The organism is Nocardiopsis sp. N85, from assembly GCF_028882275.1.
GTDB lineage: Bacteria > Actinomycetota > Actinomycetes > Streptosporangiales > Streptosporangiaceae > Nocardiopsis > Nocardiopsis lambiniae.
Map to the genome: position 1 here is coordinate 148047 of NZ_JARBUT010000004.1, position 15771 is coordinate 163817.

A 15771-nucleotide genomic window follows, 5' to 3' on the forward strand; every position below is an offset into this window, starting at 1 on the left:
ACCTCTTCCCCGTTCCGGAAGGAAATCGATGTCCGAAAACAACGAGGTAGTCACTCCCACTCCGAACACGGAGGCCTCGGGAGGATGCCCCGTGGCGCACGACCGCGCTCCGCACCCCACCCAGGGCGGCGGTAACCGCGAGTGGTGGCCGAACCGGCTCAACCTGAAGATCCTGGCCAAGAACCCGGCCGTGGCGAACCCCCTCGGTGAGGGCTTCGACTACGCGGAGGCGTTCAAGGCGCTGGACCTGGACGCCGTGAAGGCGGACATCGCCGAGGTCCTCACCACCTCCCAGGACTGGTGGCCGGCCGACTTCGGGCACTACGGCCCGCTCGTCATCCGCATGTCCTGGCACAGCGCGGGCACCTACCGCCTGTTCGACGGCCGCGGCGGCGGCAGCGCCGGCCAGCAGCGGTTCGCCCCGCTCAACAGCTGGCCGGACAACGCCAACCTCGACAAGGCCCGGCGCCTGCTGTGGCCGGTCAAGAAGAAGTACGGCCAGAACATCTCCTGGGCCGACCTCCTCATCCTCTCCGGCAACGTCGCGCTCGAATCCATGGGCTTCGAGACCTTCGGCTTCGGCGGCGGCCGCGAGGACGTCTGGGAGGCGGACGAGGACGTCTACTGGGGTCCCGAGAGCACCTGGCTCGACGACAAGCGCTACAGCGGCGACCGTGAGCTGGAGAAGCCGCTGGCCGCCGTCCAGATGGGTCTCATCTACGTCAACCCCGAGGGCCCCAACGGCAACCCGGACCCGCTCGCGGCCGCCCACGACATCCGCGACACCTTCGGCCGCATGGGCATGAACGACGAGGAGACCGTCGCCCTCATCGCCGGCGGACACACCTTCGGCAAGACCCACGGCGCGGCCCCCGACACCAACGTCGAGGCCGACCCCGAGTCCGCCGGCCTGGAGTCGCAGGGCCTGGGCTGGAAGAACAACCACGGCACCGGCAAGGGCGCCGACACCATCACCTCGGGCCTTGAGGTCACCTGGACGAGCACGCCCGCCCAGTGGAGCCAGGGCTTCTTCAAGAACCTCTTCGAGTTCGAGTACGAACTCACCAAGAGCCCGGCCGGCGCCCACCAGTGGATCGCCAAGGACGCCGAGGAGATCATCCCCGACGCCCACGACCCGGCCAAGAAGCACAAGCCGACGATGCTCACGACCGACCTGTCGCTGCGCTTCGACCCGGTCTACGAGCGGATCTCGCGCCGCTTCCACGAGAACCCCGAGCAGTTCGCGGACGCGTTCGCCCGCGCCTGGTACAAGCTGACCCACCGCGACATGGGCCCGAAGACGCGCTACCTCGGCCCGGAGGTCCCGGAGGAGACGCTGATCTGGCAGGACCCGCTCCCCGAGCAGGAGGGCGAGGTCATCGGTGAGGTGGAGGTCGCCGAGCTGAAGGAGAAGATCGCCGAGTCCGGTCTGGGCGTCGCCCAGCTCGTGTCCACGGCGTGGGCCTCGGCCTCGACCTACCGCGACAGCGACAAGCGCGGCGGCGCCAACGGCGCCCGCGTCCGCCTGGAGCCGCAGATCGGCTGGGAGGTCAACAACCCGGCCGAGCTGCGCAACGTCCTGGGCGTCCTTGAGGGCATCGCCGAGAAGTTCAACGCCTCCTCCGCGAAGAAGGTGTCGCTCGCCGACCTGATCGTGCTCGCCGGCGGCGTCGGTGTGGAGCAGGCCGCCAAGGCCGCCGGCCAGGACGTCGTCGTGCCCTTCACCCCGGGCCGTGTGGACGCCACCGTCGAGCAGACGGACGTCGAGGCGTTCACCTACCTTGAGCCGGTCGCCGACGGCTTCCGCAACTACTACGGCGAGGGCAACCGCCTCCCGGCCGAGTACCTGCTCCTCGACAAGGCCAACCTGCTGGGCCTGAGCGCTCCGGAGACGACCGTCCTGGTCGGCGGCCTGCGCGCGCTGGGCGCCAACTACGACGGCTCCGGGGTCGGCGTCCTCACCGACCGGCCGGGCGCCCTGACGAACGACTTCTTCGTCAACCTGCTCGACCTGGGCACCACCTGGACCCCGACCGGCGAGACCTCCGAGACGTCGCAGACGTTCGAGGCCAAGGACGAGTCCGGCGCGGTCAAGTGGACCGGCAGCCGTGTCGACCTGGTGTTCGGCTCCAACTCCGAGCTGCGCGCCCTGGCCGAGGTCTACGCCTCCGACGACGCGAAGGAGAAGTTCGTCGCGGACTTCGTCGCCGCGTGGACCAAGGTGATGGAGCTGGACCGCTTCGACCTGGTCTGATCCCCTCCCAAGGGGTGTGACACCCGGATCCGGAAGCCGGTCCGACCATGACGGTCGGGCCGGCTTCCGGCGTACCGCCCGGGGCACGGCCCCCGTGCCGCGCGGCGGAAAAGTCGTTCGCGGCCCGGACACGCACTCGGCCATAGTGGGCCGGGCCGTCGAAGCGCCGCCTCGGGCGCTTCCCCCACCGCACGAAGGAAGTGCCATGTCCACCCTCCGGGTCACCGCCGAGCGGCTCACGATCCACCCCCACCCCAACGCCGACGCGTTGGAGCTGGCGCAGGTCGGTCTCTTTCGCGCGGTCGTGGCCAAGGGCGCCTACCGCACCGGTGACCGGGCCCTCTACATCCCCGAGGGCGCGCTCCTGCCCGACGACCTCATCGACGAACTCGGCCTGACCGGAAAGCTCGCCGGTTCCCGGCGCGACCGGGTCAAGGCCATCCGGCTGCGCGGAGAGCTGTCCCAGGGCATCGTCTGCCGTCCCCGGGCGCTGGCCGACCGCGACCTGGCGGCGGCCCAGGAGGCCGGCACGGACTTCGCCGCCGAACTCGGTGTCACCAAGTGGGTGCCCGAGGTCCCGCTGCACATGAGCGGTGAGATCGTCGGGGCCCCGGACCTGCTGCGGTGGATCGAGGTGGAGAACATCAAGCGCCACCCCGACGTCTTCGCGCCGGGGGAGCCGGTCGTGGCGACCGAGAAGATCCATGGCACGGCCTGTCTGTTCACGCTGGTCGCGGAGACGGGGGAGGAGCTGGTCTCGTCCAAGGGGCACGGGTCGCGCAACCTGGTGCTGGTCCGCGCGCAGGACAACCTGTACTGGCGCACGGTGACGGCCCACGGGGTCCCCGAGGCCGCGCGCAGGGTGGCCGAGCGCTTCGGCGCCGCCCGGGTGGGCGTGTTCGGCGAGGTGTTCGGCACCGGTGTGCAGGACCTGGGGTACGGCGAGAAGGGCCGCAGTGACCGACCCGGCTACGCGGTGTTCGACATCCGCCTGGACGTCGACGGCGCCGTGACCTGGGTCGACGCCGCGGACCTGCCCGGCCTCCTGAAGGAGGTGGGCCTGCCCGCGGTGCCCGAGCTCTACAACGGTCCCTACGACCGGACGGCGCTGTCGGCCGAGGCCCGGGGCGAGGAGACCTGGAGCGGTCGTGGCGAGCACCTGCGGGAGGGCCTCGTGGTCCGGCCCGCGCGCGAGCGACACTCCGAGGTCCTGGGCGGGCGCGCGATCGCCAAGTTCGTCTCCGACGACTACCTCACCCGCAAGGGCGGCACGGAGTACGAGTGACCGCCCGGGCGCGGCCGTGGGCAGCCTCCACGGCCGCGCCCGGCCCGGTCGCTAGCGGGCCGCGTACGCGAACAGCAGGCCGAGCCAGAGCCAGCCGACGACGATCGTCGCGCGCTGGAGGAGGCCGGTGCGCGGGGAGTCGTTCTCCCAGGCCTGCCCGAACGCGAAGAACAGGGCGAGCGTGACGATCCCGGTCAGCCCGGAGTACCACTTCCACACGAGGTCGGGAACCGCGAACGCCGCGATGACCGCCGCGACCGGCAGTGAGAGGAAGACGACCGCCCCCGCCCGGTCGTGCAGCTCATGGCGCGCGGACACCTCCGTCGGAGTGCCGTCGGGGGTGCCCGGCGGGTAGCCCCGCATCGGGTCCATGGGGAACACGCCCGACGCGATCAGCGACAGGCCGAAGACCCCGATGGCGAGGGCGAGCACCCCGCTGTCCAGGGTTCCGGCCACCGCGACCGCCCCGGCGGTGATCGCCGCGCCGCACAGGACGAAGTTCGCCGCCTGCAACCGGCCCCGCGGCCCCAGCGCCAACGCGCTGACCGGGTGTCGGACCGGGTGGTACCCGGGCCGGGTCCACCCGTCGATCGAGAAGACGACGACGAACGTCCAGGCGCCCAGGGCGCCCAGCCACAGCAGGGCGGTCATCGCGGCCTCCGAAGGCGTCGGGGGGTCGGTGGGGGTGGGATCCCGCGCGCCATGAACATATCCACATCTCTCGTACGGCCGATGAGCCGGGGCCGCCCCGGAGGACGTTCGGTCGGACCTCGGGCCCTCGCGCGTACCGCTCGGATACTCCCCCGGTACGGCGGTACCGGGTCGGCCGGTGGCCTCGCCGTCATGGTCTCGGTCCCGCGACCCCTCGCGCGTACGCTCGGGGGGCCGCCCGGCACGGCGGCACCGGGCCGCCCGGTGGCCCCGGCATCACGGCTCCGAGCCCGCCACCGATCGCGCGTACCGCTCGGAGAGCGCGTGCAACAGCGGCACCAGCTCGGCCGGCGACTCCACGGTGAAGTCCATGCCGAGCATGCCCGCGTACACGGCGATGGTGTCGAGGCTGTCGGCACCGGTGACGAGCACCGAGCTCGCCTCATCGATCGGTTCGACCACCCCGACCGCCGGATTGACACGGGCGAGCACCTCGTCGGCGGGCGCGTCGACGCGCAGCCTCGCGTGCGCCTTCCAGCCGTGCGCCGCGATCGTGCGCATGGCGAAGGCCGTGTGATCGCCACCGGGCGGGGGGACCGGCTCGAAACGCCGCCCGGTCCGCATCCGCGGCGTCATCCGATCGACGCGGTAGGTGCCCCACTCGCCGTCGTGCGGGTCGCGCGCGACAAGGTACCAGCGGCGCTGCCAGCTGAGCAGCCGATACGGTTCGACGAGCCGCGGCACGTCCTCGCCCTCGTGGTCGAAGCGCAGCCACTCGACGTCGCGGATGGCGGCCGCCACCGTCCGCAGCACGGAAGCGTCGACCTCGGGGTCGGGTGCGTCGGTGTCGGTGTTCTCGGGTGCGCGCTCGATCGTGCCGTGCAGCGCCTCCACGGTCGGACGCAGCCGTGCGGGCAGCACCTGTTCGAGCTTGGCGAGCGCACGACCACCCGCCTCGGTGACACCGGAGACTCCCGACGCGAGGCGGAGCCCCACGGCCACGGCGACGGCCTCCTCGTCGTCCAGCAGCAGCGGCGGCATCCTGCCGCCCGCCCCGAGCCGGTACCCGCCCGCGGACCCCCGGGTCGCGTCCACCGGGTAACCGAGCTCTCGGAGCCGTTCGACGTCGTTGCGGATGGTGCGTCCGCTGACCCCCAGCCGTTCGGCGAGTTCGCGACCCGGCCAGTCGGGTCGCGACTGCAACAGGGACAGCAGGGACAGGAGCCTGGCGGCGGCATCGGGCACCCGGGCGCCCCTTTCGAACTCTTCCGAACTCACGTGATCCATGAGGAACGATGTCTTCCTAATGGAACCCTACAGTCGAAGACATGACGAACAGCAACGCTTCCACCGAGATCCGTCCCTTCACCGTCACCGTCCTGGACGCCGAACTCGACGACCTCCGCGAGCGCCTCGCCCGCACCCGCCTGCCCCAGCCCTCCCCGGTCGACGGCTGGGAGGCCGGGACCCCCGACTCCTACCTGCGCGAGGCGGTCACCGCCTGGCTCGACTTCGACTGGCGCGCGGCCGAGGCGCGCATCAACTCCGTACCGCACTTCACGACCGAGGTCGACGGACAGACGATCCACTTCATGCACGTGCGCTCGCCCCACCCCGAGGCCACGCCGCTGCTGCTCGCGCACACCTACCCGGGTTCCTCGGTCGACCACCTCGACCTCATCGACGCGCTCATCGACCCGGTCGCCCACGGCGGTCGCGCCGAGGACGCCTTCCACCTCGTGATCCCGGACGCCCCGGGGTACGGCTTCTCCCAGCCGCTCACCGCCGGCTGGACCACCGCCCGCGTCGCCGCCGCCTACGACACCCTGATGCGCCGACTCGGCTACGACTCCTACGGTGTGCACGGTTCCGACAACGGCGCGATGGTCGCCCGCGAACTCGGCCTGTCGAACCCCGAGGGCTTCCTCGGCCTGCACGTCCTCCAGCTCTTCTCGTTCCCCTCGGGCGACCCCGCCGAGTTCGAGCGCCTGGAGCCGCGGGACCACGCCGGCCTGGCGCACATGCAGTGGTTCCAGTCCGTGGGCGGCTACAACACCATGAACGCCTCCCGTCCCCAGACCGTCTCGGTCGGCCTCAGCGACTCTCCGGTGGGGCTGCTCGCCTACAGCGAGCTGTTCAACTCCTTCGGCAACGGCACCTCGCTCGTGCCCCTGGAGAAGATCCTCCTTGAGGTGAGCGTGAACTGGTTCGCGAACGCCGCCTCCGGCATGAGCCACGGCTACTTCGAGAACGCGCGTGCCCAGGAGGAGCCGAAGGTGAACCACGCGCCCACCGGGGTCGCCGTCTTCGCCGACGACTTCCAGACCATCCGGGTCTTCGCCGAACGCGACAACACGAACATCGTCCACTGGAACCGCTTCGAGAAGGGGGGACACTTCGCCGCCCTGGAGGTGCCCGAGGTCGTGGTCGGCGACATCCGCGCCTTCTTCGCCACGCTCCGCACCCTCTGATCCCGATACCCGGAGCGGGCCCGGCCACGGCCGGGCCCGCTCCCGGCGCGTGCGCCCGCCAGAGACCGGTCGCGCCCCGGCGCGGTCACCCGAAGGCGAAGGGCCCGTGCCCTCACCACGCTTCGATGAGGGGGGCGTCGTGCTCCCGCCGACGCCACTCCTCCGTGAGGCGGCCGAGACGGTGCGGCGCGGCGATGCCGCGCACGGCCGCGATCCTGCCGTCGCGCACGTCCAGGACCACCGTGCCCAGCACCCGCTCCTCGAACACGGCGATCACGGCGGGGGACCCGTTGACCAGGTCGGCGTGGATCGAGGGGGACCCGCCGATCAGCCTCCGCTTCGCCGGAGTCGACGTGAAACCGGCCCGCGCGACGACGGCGATCCGCTCGGGGGTCGAGTACCACAACGGTTTCCGGGCCAGCCCGGCGCCGTCGGTGATCGCGATCGCGTCGTCGGCCAGCAAGGCCACCAGCCGTTCGGTGCGACCCGAGGAGGCGGCGTCGACGAACGCCTCGACGATGCGGCGGGCGGTGACACGATCGACCTCGTCGCGCTTGCGCTCGGCGGCGACCCGGCGCCGGGCCCGGTGGGCGTGCTGTTGGCTCGCGGACTCGGTGATGTCGAGGATCCCGGCGATCTCGGCGTGGCTGTAGGAGAAGGCCTCGCGCAGCACGTAGACGGCCCGCTCGACCGGTGAGAGGCGTTCCATGAGCATCAGCATCGCCAGGGTGACCGACTCACGTTGCTCGACCGTGTCGGCCGGGCCCAGCATCGGGTCGCCGTCGAGGAGGGGTTCGGGCAGCCAGGCGCCGACCGCGCGTTCGCGTCGCGTCCTCGCCGAGCGGAGCCGGTCGAGGGACAGGTTGGTGACCACCGTGGTCAGCCACGCCTCGGGCACCTCGATGCGGCCCCGGTCGGCGGACTGCCAGCGCAGGAACGCGTCCTGCACGGCGTCCTCGGCGTCGGCGGCCGAGCCGAGGAGACGGTACGCGAGCGAGGCCAACCGGCCCCGGTTGGCCTCGAACAGCTCCACGGCGACGGCGTCCATGAGGGCCACGTTAGTCGGCGACCGCCTCGGTCGAGCGGACGGGCGCGGCGGCCAGGCGGTACCTGCGGGTCGGCAGCCCGTAGGTCGGGTTCCTCATGTTCCACGCGGTGCCCCGGAGAACGAACGCCTTGACGAACGCGGCCGTCCGGCCGCGCAGGGACCAGGGCCTCGATCGCGCCTCGCCGTCGACCACCTGGAAGATCCCGTCCCCGCGCCCGAGGCTGACGCAGTTGCCGAGGTACGCCAGCGGCTTCTCCGGGATCCCGCGACCGGTCAGGTCCCCCACGATCGCGGCCGTGGCCTGCATCCCGGTGAACCCCGCCGAAGCGCAGGACATCGGCAGCGTCCGCCCGTTGTCGCCGATGACGTGGACACCGTCACCGGCGGCGTAGACCTCCGGGTGCGAGACCGACCGCATCATGCGGTCGACCGTGATCCGGCCGTCGTCCTCGACGTGGAGTCCGCCGTCGGCGGCGATGGGGTGGGCGGCGAAACCGGCCGCCCATACGACCGCGTCGGCGGCCAGGGAGGTGCCGTCGGCGGCGATGGCGCCGGTCGCCTCGACCCGTGTGACGGTGGTGTTCTCGTGGACGTCGACGCCGAACCGCTCGAAGGCGCGCATCAGGTGACGGCGGGCCTTCGAGCCCATCCAGCCGCCCGGTTCGCCGCTGGTGGCGAGGGCCACCCGTAGCCCGGGGCGGGATTCGGCGATCTCGGTGGCGACCTCGATCGCGGTCAGGTTGCCGCCGACGACCAACACCGTCCCGTTCTCGCCCAACTCCTCCAGACGCCGCCGCAGGCGCAGCGCCGACGGCCGGTCCGCGACGTGGAAGCCGTGCTCGCGCACGCCCGGGACCCCGTGGTCCGCGGCGGTGCTGCCGAGCGCGTAGAGGAGGGTGTCGTACGCCAGCCGGTCGGTGTCCTCGCCGTCGGTCACGGTGACGGTCCGCCGGTCGGCGTCGATGGCGGTGACGCGTGCCGACCGCAGCCGGATCCCCGTTCCCGCGAACATCTCCGCCAGCCCGTGTCGGCGCGGTTCCCGGCCGGTGGCGAGCTGGTGCAGGCGCATCCGCTCGACGAAGTCGGGCTCGGCGTTGACGACGGTGATCTCGACGTCGGAGGGATGGAGACGACGCGCGAGGCGTCCCGCGGAGGAGGCGCCCGCGTATCCGGCTCCGAGGACGATGATGCGGTGTCGCATGTTCTTCTCCCTGTCTGTTCGTTCGCCCCTTGAACGAGACGGCGTCCGGATCCCTGACAGGGCGTGAATGTGACCTGGGTCACTATCAGATGTCGGTTGCGCGGGGGCGGACCCCGGTGGGCCGCTCGCCCGAGCCGCGGCGTGTTCCGCGCGGGTGCTCCGTGGTCGGCGGGCCCGCCGGATCCGGTGCGGCCCGAGCCCCGTGGGCCCGCCCCGACGCGACGGCTCGGGCGGATCCCCCGGCGCCATATTCTAGTGCTAGAATAGCGTCATGGAGCCGACACCCGCCGAACTCACCCTCCTGGGCCTGGTCATCGAACACCCCCGGCACGGCTACGACCTGGAACAGGTCATAGAGCGACGCGGCATCCGCCAGTGGACGGACATCGGGTTCTCCTCGATCTACTACCTGCTCACCAAGTTGGAGAAGCGGGGCCTGGTCCACGTCCCGGAGGCCGCCGGCGGGGCGAAGTCCCGCCGGGTGTTCCACGCCACCCCCGAAGGAAGGCGGGTCGCCGAGCGCGGCGCGCTCGCCCTCATCGAGGAGGCGCGGCCGGTCCCGCACCCGCTGCTGGTGGGCATCGCCAACCTGCCGCTGCTCTCCGAGGAGGAGTACGTCGGGGCCCTGCGCGTCAGGCTGGCCCGGGTGGAGGAGCGCATCGCCGTGATCCGGGAGGTCGAACGCGCGCAGGCGCCCCTGGAGATGGCGGCGCGTGAGGTGTTCTCGTATTCGCTGAGCCTCTTGGAGGCGGAAAGGTCGTGGCTCGCAGCCCGAGCCCAGGTGCCCGAATGACCGAGAAGATCGATTTCAAGAAGACCCTCGACGCCTATCAGGCGAAACAGGGCCTGTTCCGGATCGTGGAGGTCCCGAAGCTGCGGTACCTCATGATCGACGGCCACGGGGATCCCAACACCCGCGCCTTCGCCGAGGCGATCGAGACGCTCTACCCGGTGGCCTACAAGCTCAAGTTCGCCAGCAAGCGGGAACTCGGACGCGACCACGTCGTCATGCCCCTGGAAGCCCTGTGGTGGGCCGAGGACATGGACGCCTTCACGGCGGCGCGCGACAAGTCGCTATGGGACTGGACGCTGATGATCATGGTCCCGGACTGGGCCGACCAGGGCATGTTCGCCGCGGCCGTCGAGCGCGCCGGGGCGAAGAACCGGCCCGCGCGCCTGGACGACCTCCGGTTGGAGTCGCTGTCCGAGGGCCGTTGCGCGCAGACGTTGCACGTCGGCTCGTTCGACGACGAGGCGGACGTGCTCACGCGGATGCACCACGCGTTCATCCCGGACAACGGGCTGCGCATGACCGGCAAACACCACGAGATCTACCTCAGTGACTTCCGCAAGGTCGCTCCGGAGAAACTGCGCACCATCCTCAGACAGCCGGTCCGCACCGCCACCCCGGGCGGCTGACACGGGCCGTACGTCTCGGGCGGCCCGGGCCGCCTGAGACGTACGCGCGCTCCTCCACTCCGCCGGCGCGTCACCATGGAGAGGAGGGTCCTCCGAGCGGAGGGGGACGATGACGCGCCTTCGGCGGCGACGCCCGGGACGTTCCCGCCCCGGTGCTCAGTCGAGCGACCACAGCCGCACGGTGCGGTCGTCACCGGTGGCCAGGGTGGTGCCGTCGGGGCTGAACGCGGCCGACCGTACGCTACCGGTGTGGTCCGTGAACTCGGCGATCCGCTCGCCGGTGTCGATGTCCCACACCTGTGCGGTGCTGTTGCCGGTGATGGCCAGGGTCGTGCCGTCGGGGCCGAACACCACCGAGCCGACAGGTTCGTCCTGCCCGGTGAAGTCGGCGATCCGCTCGCCGGTGCCGACGTCCCACAGCCGTACGACACCGTCGGTTCCGCCGGTGGCCAGGATGGTGCCGTCGGGACTGAACACCACTTGCTTCACGAGGCCGTCGTGTCCGGTGAAGTCGGCGATCCCCTCACCGGTCTCGACGTCCCACAGCCGGGCGTTGCCATCGGCGTGGCCGGTGGCCAGTGTGGTGCCGTCGGGGCCGAAGGCCACCGGGTGGACCCCGTGCTCACCGTGTCCGGTGAAACCGATCCGTTCGCCGGTGGCCACATCCCACCACCGGGCGGAACCGTCGGCGTGGGCGCTGACCAGGGTGGCGCCGTCGGGACCGAGCGCCGACGGCCGATTGGAACCCGAGTGCCCGACAAGGGTGACGGTCTCCTCCCCGGTGTCGGCGTACCACAGTCGAGCGGTCTCGCCGCTCTCCAGGAACAGGGTGCCGTCGTCGAAGGTGAACTCCACCGAGCCGAGCCATTCCTCGTCGCCGGTCACGTCGATCCGCTCGCCGGAGTCGACGCTCCACAACGCGACGGTCCTCCCCTCGCCGGTGGCCAGAGTGGCACCATCGGGGGCGAACGCCATGGACCGTACGCTGTCGCCGTGCTCGATGACCATGAACGGGCCGGGTTCGGATCCCTCGGACCCGCTCGTCTCCGACTGTGAGAGGTCCAGGACGGCCGGGCCGACGACGAGCGCGAAGACGCCCATCACGGCGATCGAACCGAGGACGCCCGTCCGCCCGGGGTTCCGAGCGGACCCCGGGTCCTCGGGGCCCCGTCGATCCGTGCCGTCCCCTCCCTCGGCCCGGGTCGGAACCCCGGCGCGCGGTTCGTACGGTGCGGGCGCGGGCTCGCCCTCCGGGCTTTCCGACACCGTCGGCCGTGACGGGTTCCGGACGGTGGTGCCGGCCGGCGGGACCACGACGGTCGTTACCGGCCACGCGCTTTCCAGGCCGTGGTGTTCGAAGCGGGTGAGGATCTGCTCGGGTGTGGGGCGTTGGGCGGGGTCGTGGTTCCAGCAGTGGGTGATCAGGTCCCGGATGTGGGGGTCGATGTCGCCGGGGTCGGGGGGTGGTGAGATCAGGCGGCGCAGGGTCTCGGCCATGGTGGTGCCGGAGAAGGGCCCGGTGCCGGTGGCGGCGTAGGCCAGCACGGTGCCCAGCGAGAACACGTCCGAGGCCGGGCCCACCCGTGAGCCGTCGGTCTGTTCGGGGGACATGTAGGGCAGGGTGCCGAACACCGCGCCCCGGGTGGTCATGCTGTCGGCGTCCACGGGACGGGCGATGCCGAAGTCGATGATCCTGGGGCCGTCCTCGGCCAGGATGATGTTGGCCGGTTTGAGGTCGCGGTGGACCAGGCCGCAGGCGTGGATCGCCTGGAGACCCTCGGTGAGGCCGGTGGCCAGGACGTGGAGCACGGGCGGGGCGAGGGGGCCGTCCGCCCGGACGGCCTGCTCCAGGGTGGGTCCGTTGATGTGGGCGGTGGCGATCCAGGGGGAGTCGGCGTCGGGGTCGGCGTCCACGACCTGGGCGGTGTGGAAGCCCCCGACCCGGCGGGCGGCCTCGGCCTCCCGGGCGAACCGGGCGCGGAAACCCTCCTCCCCGGCGAGTTCGGGATGGACGACCTTGACGACGAGCAGTCGTCCCGAGGTGGTGCGGGCGAGGTAGACCCGGCCCATACCGCCCGCGCCCAGGCGTGCCGTGAGTCGGTACCCGCCGATGCGCGGCGGGTCGGTGGGATGGAGGGGTTCCACGGCGTCGGCCTCTTGTCGGATGGGGAAGAGCGGTCGGGTGATCTTCCGGGACTGGTCGGTGTCGCGGGTGGGAGCGGTCCGTGGACCGCTCGCCGTTACCGGGGCCGCCACGGGGAGGGACGGGGCCCGCTTCGAACACGGTACGGATTCTGGTGTGCGAACCCGCGCGGGGTAAGGGGTCGCGACCTCATCGGCCACATCCGGCCGTCGAGGCGGCCGAGGACGGGCCCCGGCGCACACATGACGATGCCAGGCGGATCGCGGGCGTTCGGGGCCGGGGCCGACCCTGGGGGAGCACCCCGCCCGGATGGGTTCCTGGAAACGGCGGGACGGGATCGGCATCGGCCCTGGCAGCCGGTCATGGGTGGCGGATAGTGCCGGAGTGGTGACCATGTGTGTATTCACCGCCTGGGTTCCGTGTGCTAATACTGATAATCGTTTTCATCAAGTCATCGCCCGTCGCCCCCGGCTCGGGTGCCGGCGGGATGGGCAGTGCGAACGCGGGGCTCGTCGGATCATGGGCGGCCTCGGTGATCGACCGAAGGGAAAACGACCGTGCATTCACCGTCCTCTCCGGCCAACAGGACCGGCACACCGGTCCGACCGGGCGCCGCCACCGGCTGGGAGCTGCACGGATTGCTGCCACAGACGCTGTCCGCCGAGGAGATCCGGGCGATCAACGACCCCGGCCGGGCCATCCACGAGCACCGCGCCTACACCTGGAACGGCTGGGACTTCGACCTGCCGCCGGGTGTGTTCCACCCGGGTGAGACCAGCCGACTGGTGCACACCCGGTTGCTCGACGGGACGCTGCCGGTCGCCGGCCTGCGCTACGCCGCGATGGGTGCGGGCCTGGGCGTGGAGGCCGTGGTGGCCGGAGTCCGTGGCGCGAGCGTCGTCTACGCGCTGGACGTGCATCCGGAGAGCGTGCGCACCACCACCCGGCACTACGAGCGGATCGTCGGCGCGGACGGACCACCACTGGTCCCACTCGTGACCGACGTGTGGGAGGGATTCCCCGGCGGGGAGCAGGTGGACGTCGTCACGTTCAACCCGCCGGCCATCGAACTGCCGCTGTCGGACGATCCGGAGATCGTGCGCAACCTGTGCCTGGGCCGCGACATCGCGACCCGGTTCTTCGACCAGTTGGTGGCCAGGGACCTGCTCGCCGCCGGCGGAGTGGTGTACCTGATCCTGTCGAACACCGCACCGCTGCGCGACATCGTGGCGCTGGGCCTGCGGGCCGGGTTCGACGCGGAGGTCGTGCACGTCGAGGACTGGCCCGGCGATGACGTGCAGACCTATCTGTTCGCCTTGCGCCGCCCGGGCGGTCGTCCCGGTGGGGAGGACTGAGCACCGTGCACGAGCACTACGCGGACGCCATCGCGGACCCCGATTGCATCCGGCTCGCTCCCGACCTGGTCTGCCTGCGGTTCGAGGTGATGAAGGTGCGTTCGGCCTTGGGCGCCGTGCGTCATCTGCTGGACACGGGGGCGGTGCGCCCCGGCGACACACTGGTGGACAGCTCCAGCGGCATCTACGCACTGGCCCTCGCGCTGGCCTGCCACCGGTACGGGATGCGCTGCCACATCGTGGGCTCCAGCACGGTGGACGAGACGTTGCGGGTACAGCTGGAGGTCCTGGGCGCGACCCTCGAACAGATGCCGCCGTCGGACGACCTGATGCTGGACCAGAACCGGCGGGTCGAGCGGGTCGGGAGGCTGCTGCTGGAGAACCCCGGTTTCCACTGGATGCGCCAGTACCATGACGCGATCCACTACGTCGGCTACCGCGAGGTGGCCGAACAGCTCGACCGAGAGGTGCCGACCGGGCCGCTGACCATCGTCAGCGGTGTGGGCACCGGCTCCTCGACCGGCGCCCTGGGCTGCTACCTGCGGGCGGCGGGACGGGACGTGGAGCTGGTCGGCATCCAGCCCTTCGGCAGCGTCACCTTCAACGCCGAGCACACCGCCGACCCCGACATGATCATCGCCGGTATCGGCAGCTCGATCGAGTTCCGCAACGTGCGCCACGAACTGTACGACCGGATCCACTGGGTCTCGTTCGAGTACGCGCGAGCAGGCGCGGTGGCCTTGCTGAGGGACAGCGGCGTGTTCGCCGGGCTGTCCGCCGGAGCGGCCTACCTGGCCGCGGGGTGGGAGGGCGGGCGCACGGCGGGGCGCACCGTGGTGTTCCTCGCTCCGGACACGGGTCACCGCTACGTCCGCGCGGCCTTCGCGGCGCACGCGCACGTCCCCGGCATCGCCGATCTGTCACCGCACGAGGTGGCCGACAGCGACGGGATCGCGCTGCCCTGGTCGGTCGCCGACCGCACGGCCCTGTCCGCCTCGTGGCGGGACGCCGTACCGGTGGCCGTCCGCGCACCGAGCGGATCCCCCTGACCCGCCGGCACCGGACGTCGCCGCGGCATCCCTCCCCGCGGCCGCGCCCGTTCGTCGGCCACGCCGATGCCCCGGGGGGCGGGCGCCACCGGCCCGCCCCCGGACCACCCCCGCCGGGTCGGCGTCCGCGGTGGATCAGGCCGGGCCGGTGAACCCGGTGAAGAGCACGAGCAGGGGCAGGGCGAGGTTGTTGACGGAGTGGACGGCCACCGCGGGCCAGACCGAACCGCTGCGACGCATCACCTCGGCGGCGATGACGCCCACCACGAACGCGGCGGGCAGGATGATGTTGACGCCGTGGAAGACGGCGAAGATCGCCGAGCCGCCGAGGACCCCGACGACCGGCCCGTAGCGCAGCAAGGCGTTGGTGACGACACCGCGGAAGAGGAACTCCTCGCCGATGGGGGTCAGCACGGCCAGGAACAGGATGGTCAGGACCAGGGCGAGCCCGCCTCCGCCGGCCGCGTCGTAGTACATGCCCTGGGGGTCGTCGTCGAACCCGGTCAGCGCGGTGATGGCGAGGATCACGGCGCCCTTCACGACGAGCGCGACCACGCCCCACCCCGCGCCGATGAGCATCCAGCGCCACGTGGTGCGACGAACCCCGAAGGCGCCGAGCGAGCGGACGCGCACCGCCCAGGCCGCGGCGAAGCCGACGAGCCCGGCGATGCCCGACCAGGCGGCCGTGATGAGCCCGAACGTCACCGGGTCCGGGTCCAGGGGACCGGCCGGCCCGAGGAGGACGAGCGCGACCACGGTGATCGACAGCGCGAGCAGGCCGACCACGATCTCGGTCCACCCCGGTCGCACCGGGGAGGCGTCGCCGACGGCGTCGTGGTTCTGCGGACGGGCGGGGTGATCCGTGGACATGACGGTGGACTCCCTGTTCTCCGGA

Annotated in this window: 13 protein-coding genes; 7 read left to right on the top strand and 6 right to left on the bottom strand. The window is 71.6% G+C overall.

Annotated elements, in window-relative coordinates; genetic code table 11:
- The first annotated feature begins 28 nt into the window (after nt 1-28).
- Together katG and PWG71_RS08085 are read left to right on the top strand one after the other, a co-directional pair.
- The gene (gene katG, locus PWG71_RS08080) at nt 29-2254 is read left to right on the top strand and encodes a catalase/peroxidase HPI (RefSeq protein ID WP_274808931.1); all 2226 of its coding nucleotides are present in this window, start codon (nt 29-31) and stop codon (nt 2252-2254) included.
- A gap of 205 nt (nt 2255-2459) precedes the next feature.
- Nucleotides 2460-3539 (top strand): RNA ligase (ATP), encoded by a 1080-nt coding sequence (locus PWG71_RS08085; protein WP_274808932.1) that lies wholly within the window; start codon nt 2460-2462, stop codon nt 3537-3539.
- A gap of 51 nt (nt 3540-3590) precedes the next feature.
- Here PWG71_RS08085 and PWG71_RS08090 read toward each other — a convergent pair whose 3' ends face one another.
- The gene (locus tag PWG71_RS08090; protein ID WP_274808933.1) at nt 3591-4190 is read right to left on the bottom strand and encodes a DUF998 domain-containing protein; all 600 of its coding nucleotides are present in this window, start codon (nt 4188-4190) and stop codon (nt 3591-3593) included.
- Between the two features lie 276 nt (nt 4191-4466).
- Nucleotides 4467-5435, bottom strand: a complete 969-nt coding sequence (locus tag PWG71_RS08095; protein WP_274808934.1) for a helix-turn-helix transcriptional regulator — start codon at nt 5433-5435, stop codon at nt 4467-4469.
- 83 nt (nt 5436-5518) lie between these two features.
- Between PWG71_RS08095 and PWG71_RS08100 the strand changes: the two genes are divergently transcribed.
- The gene (locus tag PWG71_RS08100) at nt 5519-6661 is read left to right on the top strand and encodes an epoxide hydrolase family protein (protein ID WP_274808935.1); all 1143 of its coding nucleotides are present in this window, start codon (nt 5519-5521) and stop codon (nt 6659-6661) included.
- Nucleotides 6662-6773: 112 nt separating this feature from the next.
- Here PWG71_RS08100 and sigJ read toward each other — a convergent pair whose 3' ends face one another.
- Together sigJ and PWG71_RS08110 are read right to left on the bottom strand one after the other, a co-directional pair.
- Complete coding sequence (sigJ, locus tag PWG71_RS08105; protein ID WP_274808936.1) at nt 6774-7709, bottom strand: RNA polymerase sigma factor SigJ; 936 nt, start codon at nt 7707-7709, stop codon at nt 6774-6776.
- 10 nt (nt 7710-7719) lie between these two features.
- Nucleotides 7720-8910 (bottom strand): NAD(P)/FAD-dependent oxidoreductase, encoded by a 1191-nt coding sequence (locus PWG71_RS08110; RefSeq protein WP_274808937.1) that lies wholly within the window; start codon nt 8908-8910, stop codon nt 7720-7722.
- A 271-nt stretch (nt 8911-9181) separates the two neighbouring features.
- Between PWG71_RS08110 and PWG71_RS08115 the strand changes: the two genes are divergently transcribed.
- The gene (locus PWG71_RS08115) at nt 9182-9703 is read left to right on the top strand and encodes a PadR family transcriptional regulator (RefSeq protein WP_274808938.1); all 522 of its coding nucleotides are present in this window, start codon (nt 9182-9184) and stop codon (nt 9701-9703) included.
- Nucleotides 9700-10329, top strand: a complete 630-nt coding sequence (locus PWG71_RS08120) for a GyrI-like domain-containing protein (RefSeq protein WP_274808939.1) — start codon at nt 9700-9702, stop codon at nt 10327-10329. The genes PWG71_RS08115 and PWG71_RS08120 overlap by 4 nt, the downstream gene beginning before the upstream one ends.
- Nucleotides 10330-10485: 156 nt before the next feature.
- On the opposite strand, the gene PWG71_RS08125 is transcribed toward PWG71_RS08120, so the two are convergent.
- Nucleotides 10486-12474 (bottom strand): serine/threonine-protein kinase, encoded by a 1989-nt coding sequence (locus tag PWG71_RS08125; RefSeq protein WP_274808940.1) that lies wholly within the window; start codon nt 12472-12474, stop codon nt 10486-10488.
- Nucleotides 12475-13029: 555 nt separating this feature from the next.
- Here PWG71_RS08125 and PWG71_RS08130 point away from each other — a divergent pair.
- Entirely contained in the window at nt 13030-13827 is a 798-nt protein-coding gene (locus PWG71_RS08130; protein WP_342455948.1) for a methyltransferase, read from the top strand.
- A 5-nt stretch (nt 13828-13832) separates the two neighbouring features.
- A complete protein-coding gene (locus tag PWG71_RS08135; protein WP_274808941.1) occupies nt 13833-14876 on the top strand; it encodes a pyridoxal-phosphate dependent enzyme in 1044 nt (347 codons plus the stop codon).
- 135 nt (nt 14877-15011) lie between these two features.
- Here PWG71_RS08135 and PWG71_RS08140 read toward each other — a convergent pair whose 3' ends face one another.
- Nucleotides 15012-15746 carry a CPBP family intramembrane glutamic endopeptidase gene (locus PWG71_RS08140; protein WP_274808942.1) on the bottom strand — a complete coding sequence of 245 codons (735 nt, stop codon included), beginning with the start codon at nt 15744-15746 and terminating at the stop codon, nt 15012-15014.
- Nucleotides 15747-15771 lie beyond the last annotated feature (25 nt).

Bases quoted from the DNA above. Each gene is read 5' to 3' on its own strand.
- katG (WP_274808931.1), top strand. From the start codon at position 29: ATGTCCGAAAACAACGAGGTAGTCACTCCCACTCCGAACACGGAGGCC.
- PWG71_RS08085 (WP_274808932.1), top strand. From the start codon at position 2,460: ATGTCCACCCTCCGGGTCACCGCCGAGCGGCTCACGATCCACCCCCAC.
- PWG71_RS08090 (WP_274808933.1), bottom strand. From the start codon at position 4,190: ATGACCGCCCTGCTGTGGCTGGGCGCCCTGGGCGCCTGGACGTTCGTC.
- PWG71_RS08100 (WP_274808935.1), top strand. From the start codon at position 5,519: ATGACGAACAGCAACGCTTCCACCGAGATCCGTCCCTTCACCGTCACC.
- sigJ (WP_274808936.1), bottom strand. From the start codon at position 7,709: ATGGACGCCGTCGCCGTGGAGCTGTTCGAGGCCAACCGGGGCCGGTTG.
- PWG71_RS08110 (WP_274808937.1), bottom strand. From the start codon at position 8,910: ATGCGACACCGCATCATCGTCCTCGGAGCCGGATACGCGGGCGCCTCC.
- PWG71_RS08115 (WP_274808938.1), top strand. From the start codon at position 9,182: ATGGAGCCGACACCCGCCGAACTCACCCTCCTGGGCCTGGTCATCGAA.
- PWG71_RS08120 (WP_274808939.1), top strand. From the start codon at position 9,700: ATGACCGAGAAGATCGATTTCAAGAAGACCCTCGACGCCTATCAGGCG.
- PWG71_RS08140 (WP_274808942.1), bottom strand. From the start codon at position 15,746: ATGTCCACGGATCACCCCGCCCGTCCGCAGAACCACGACGCCGTCGGC.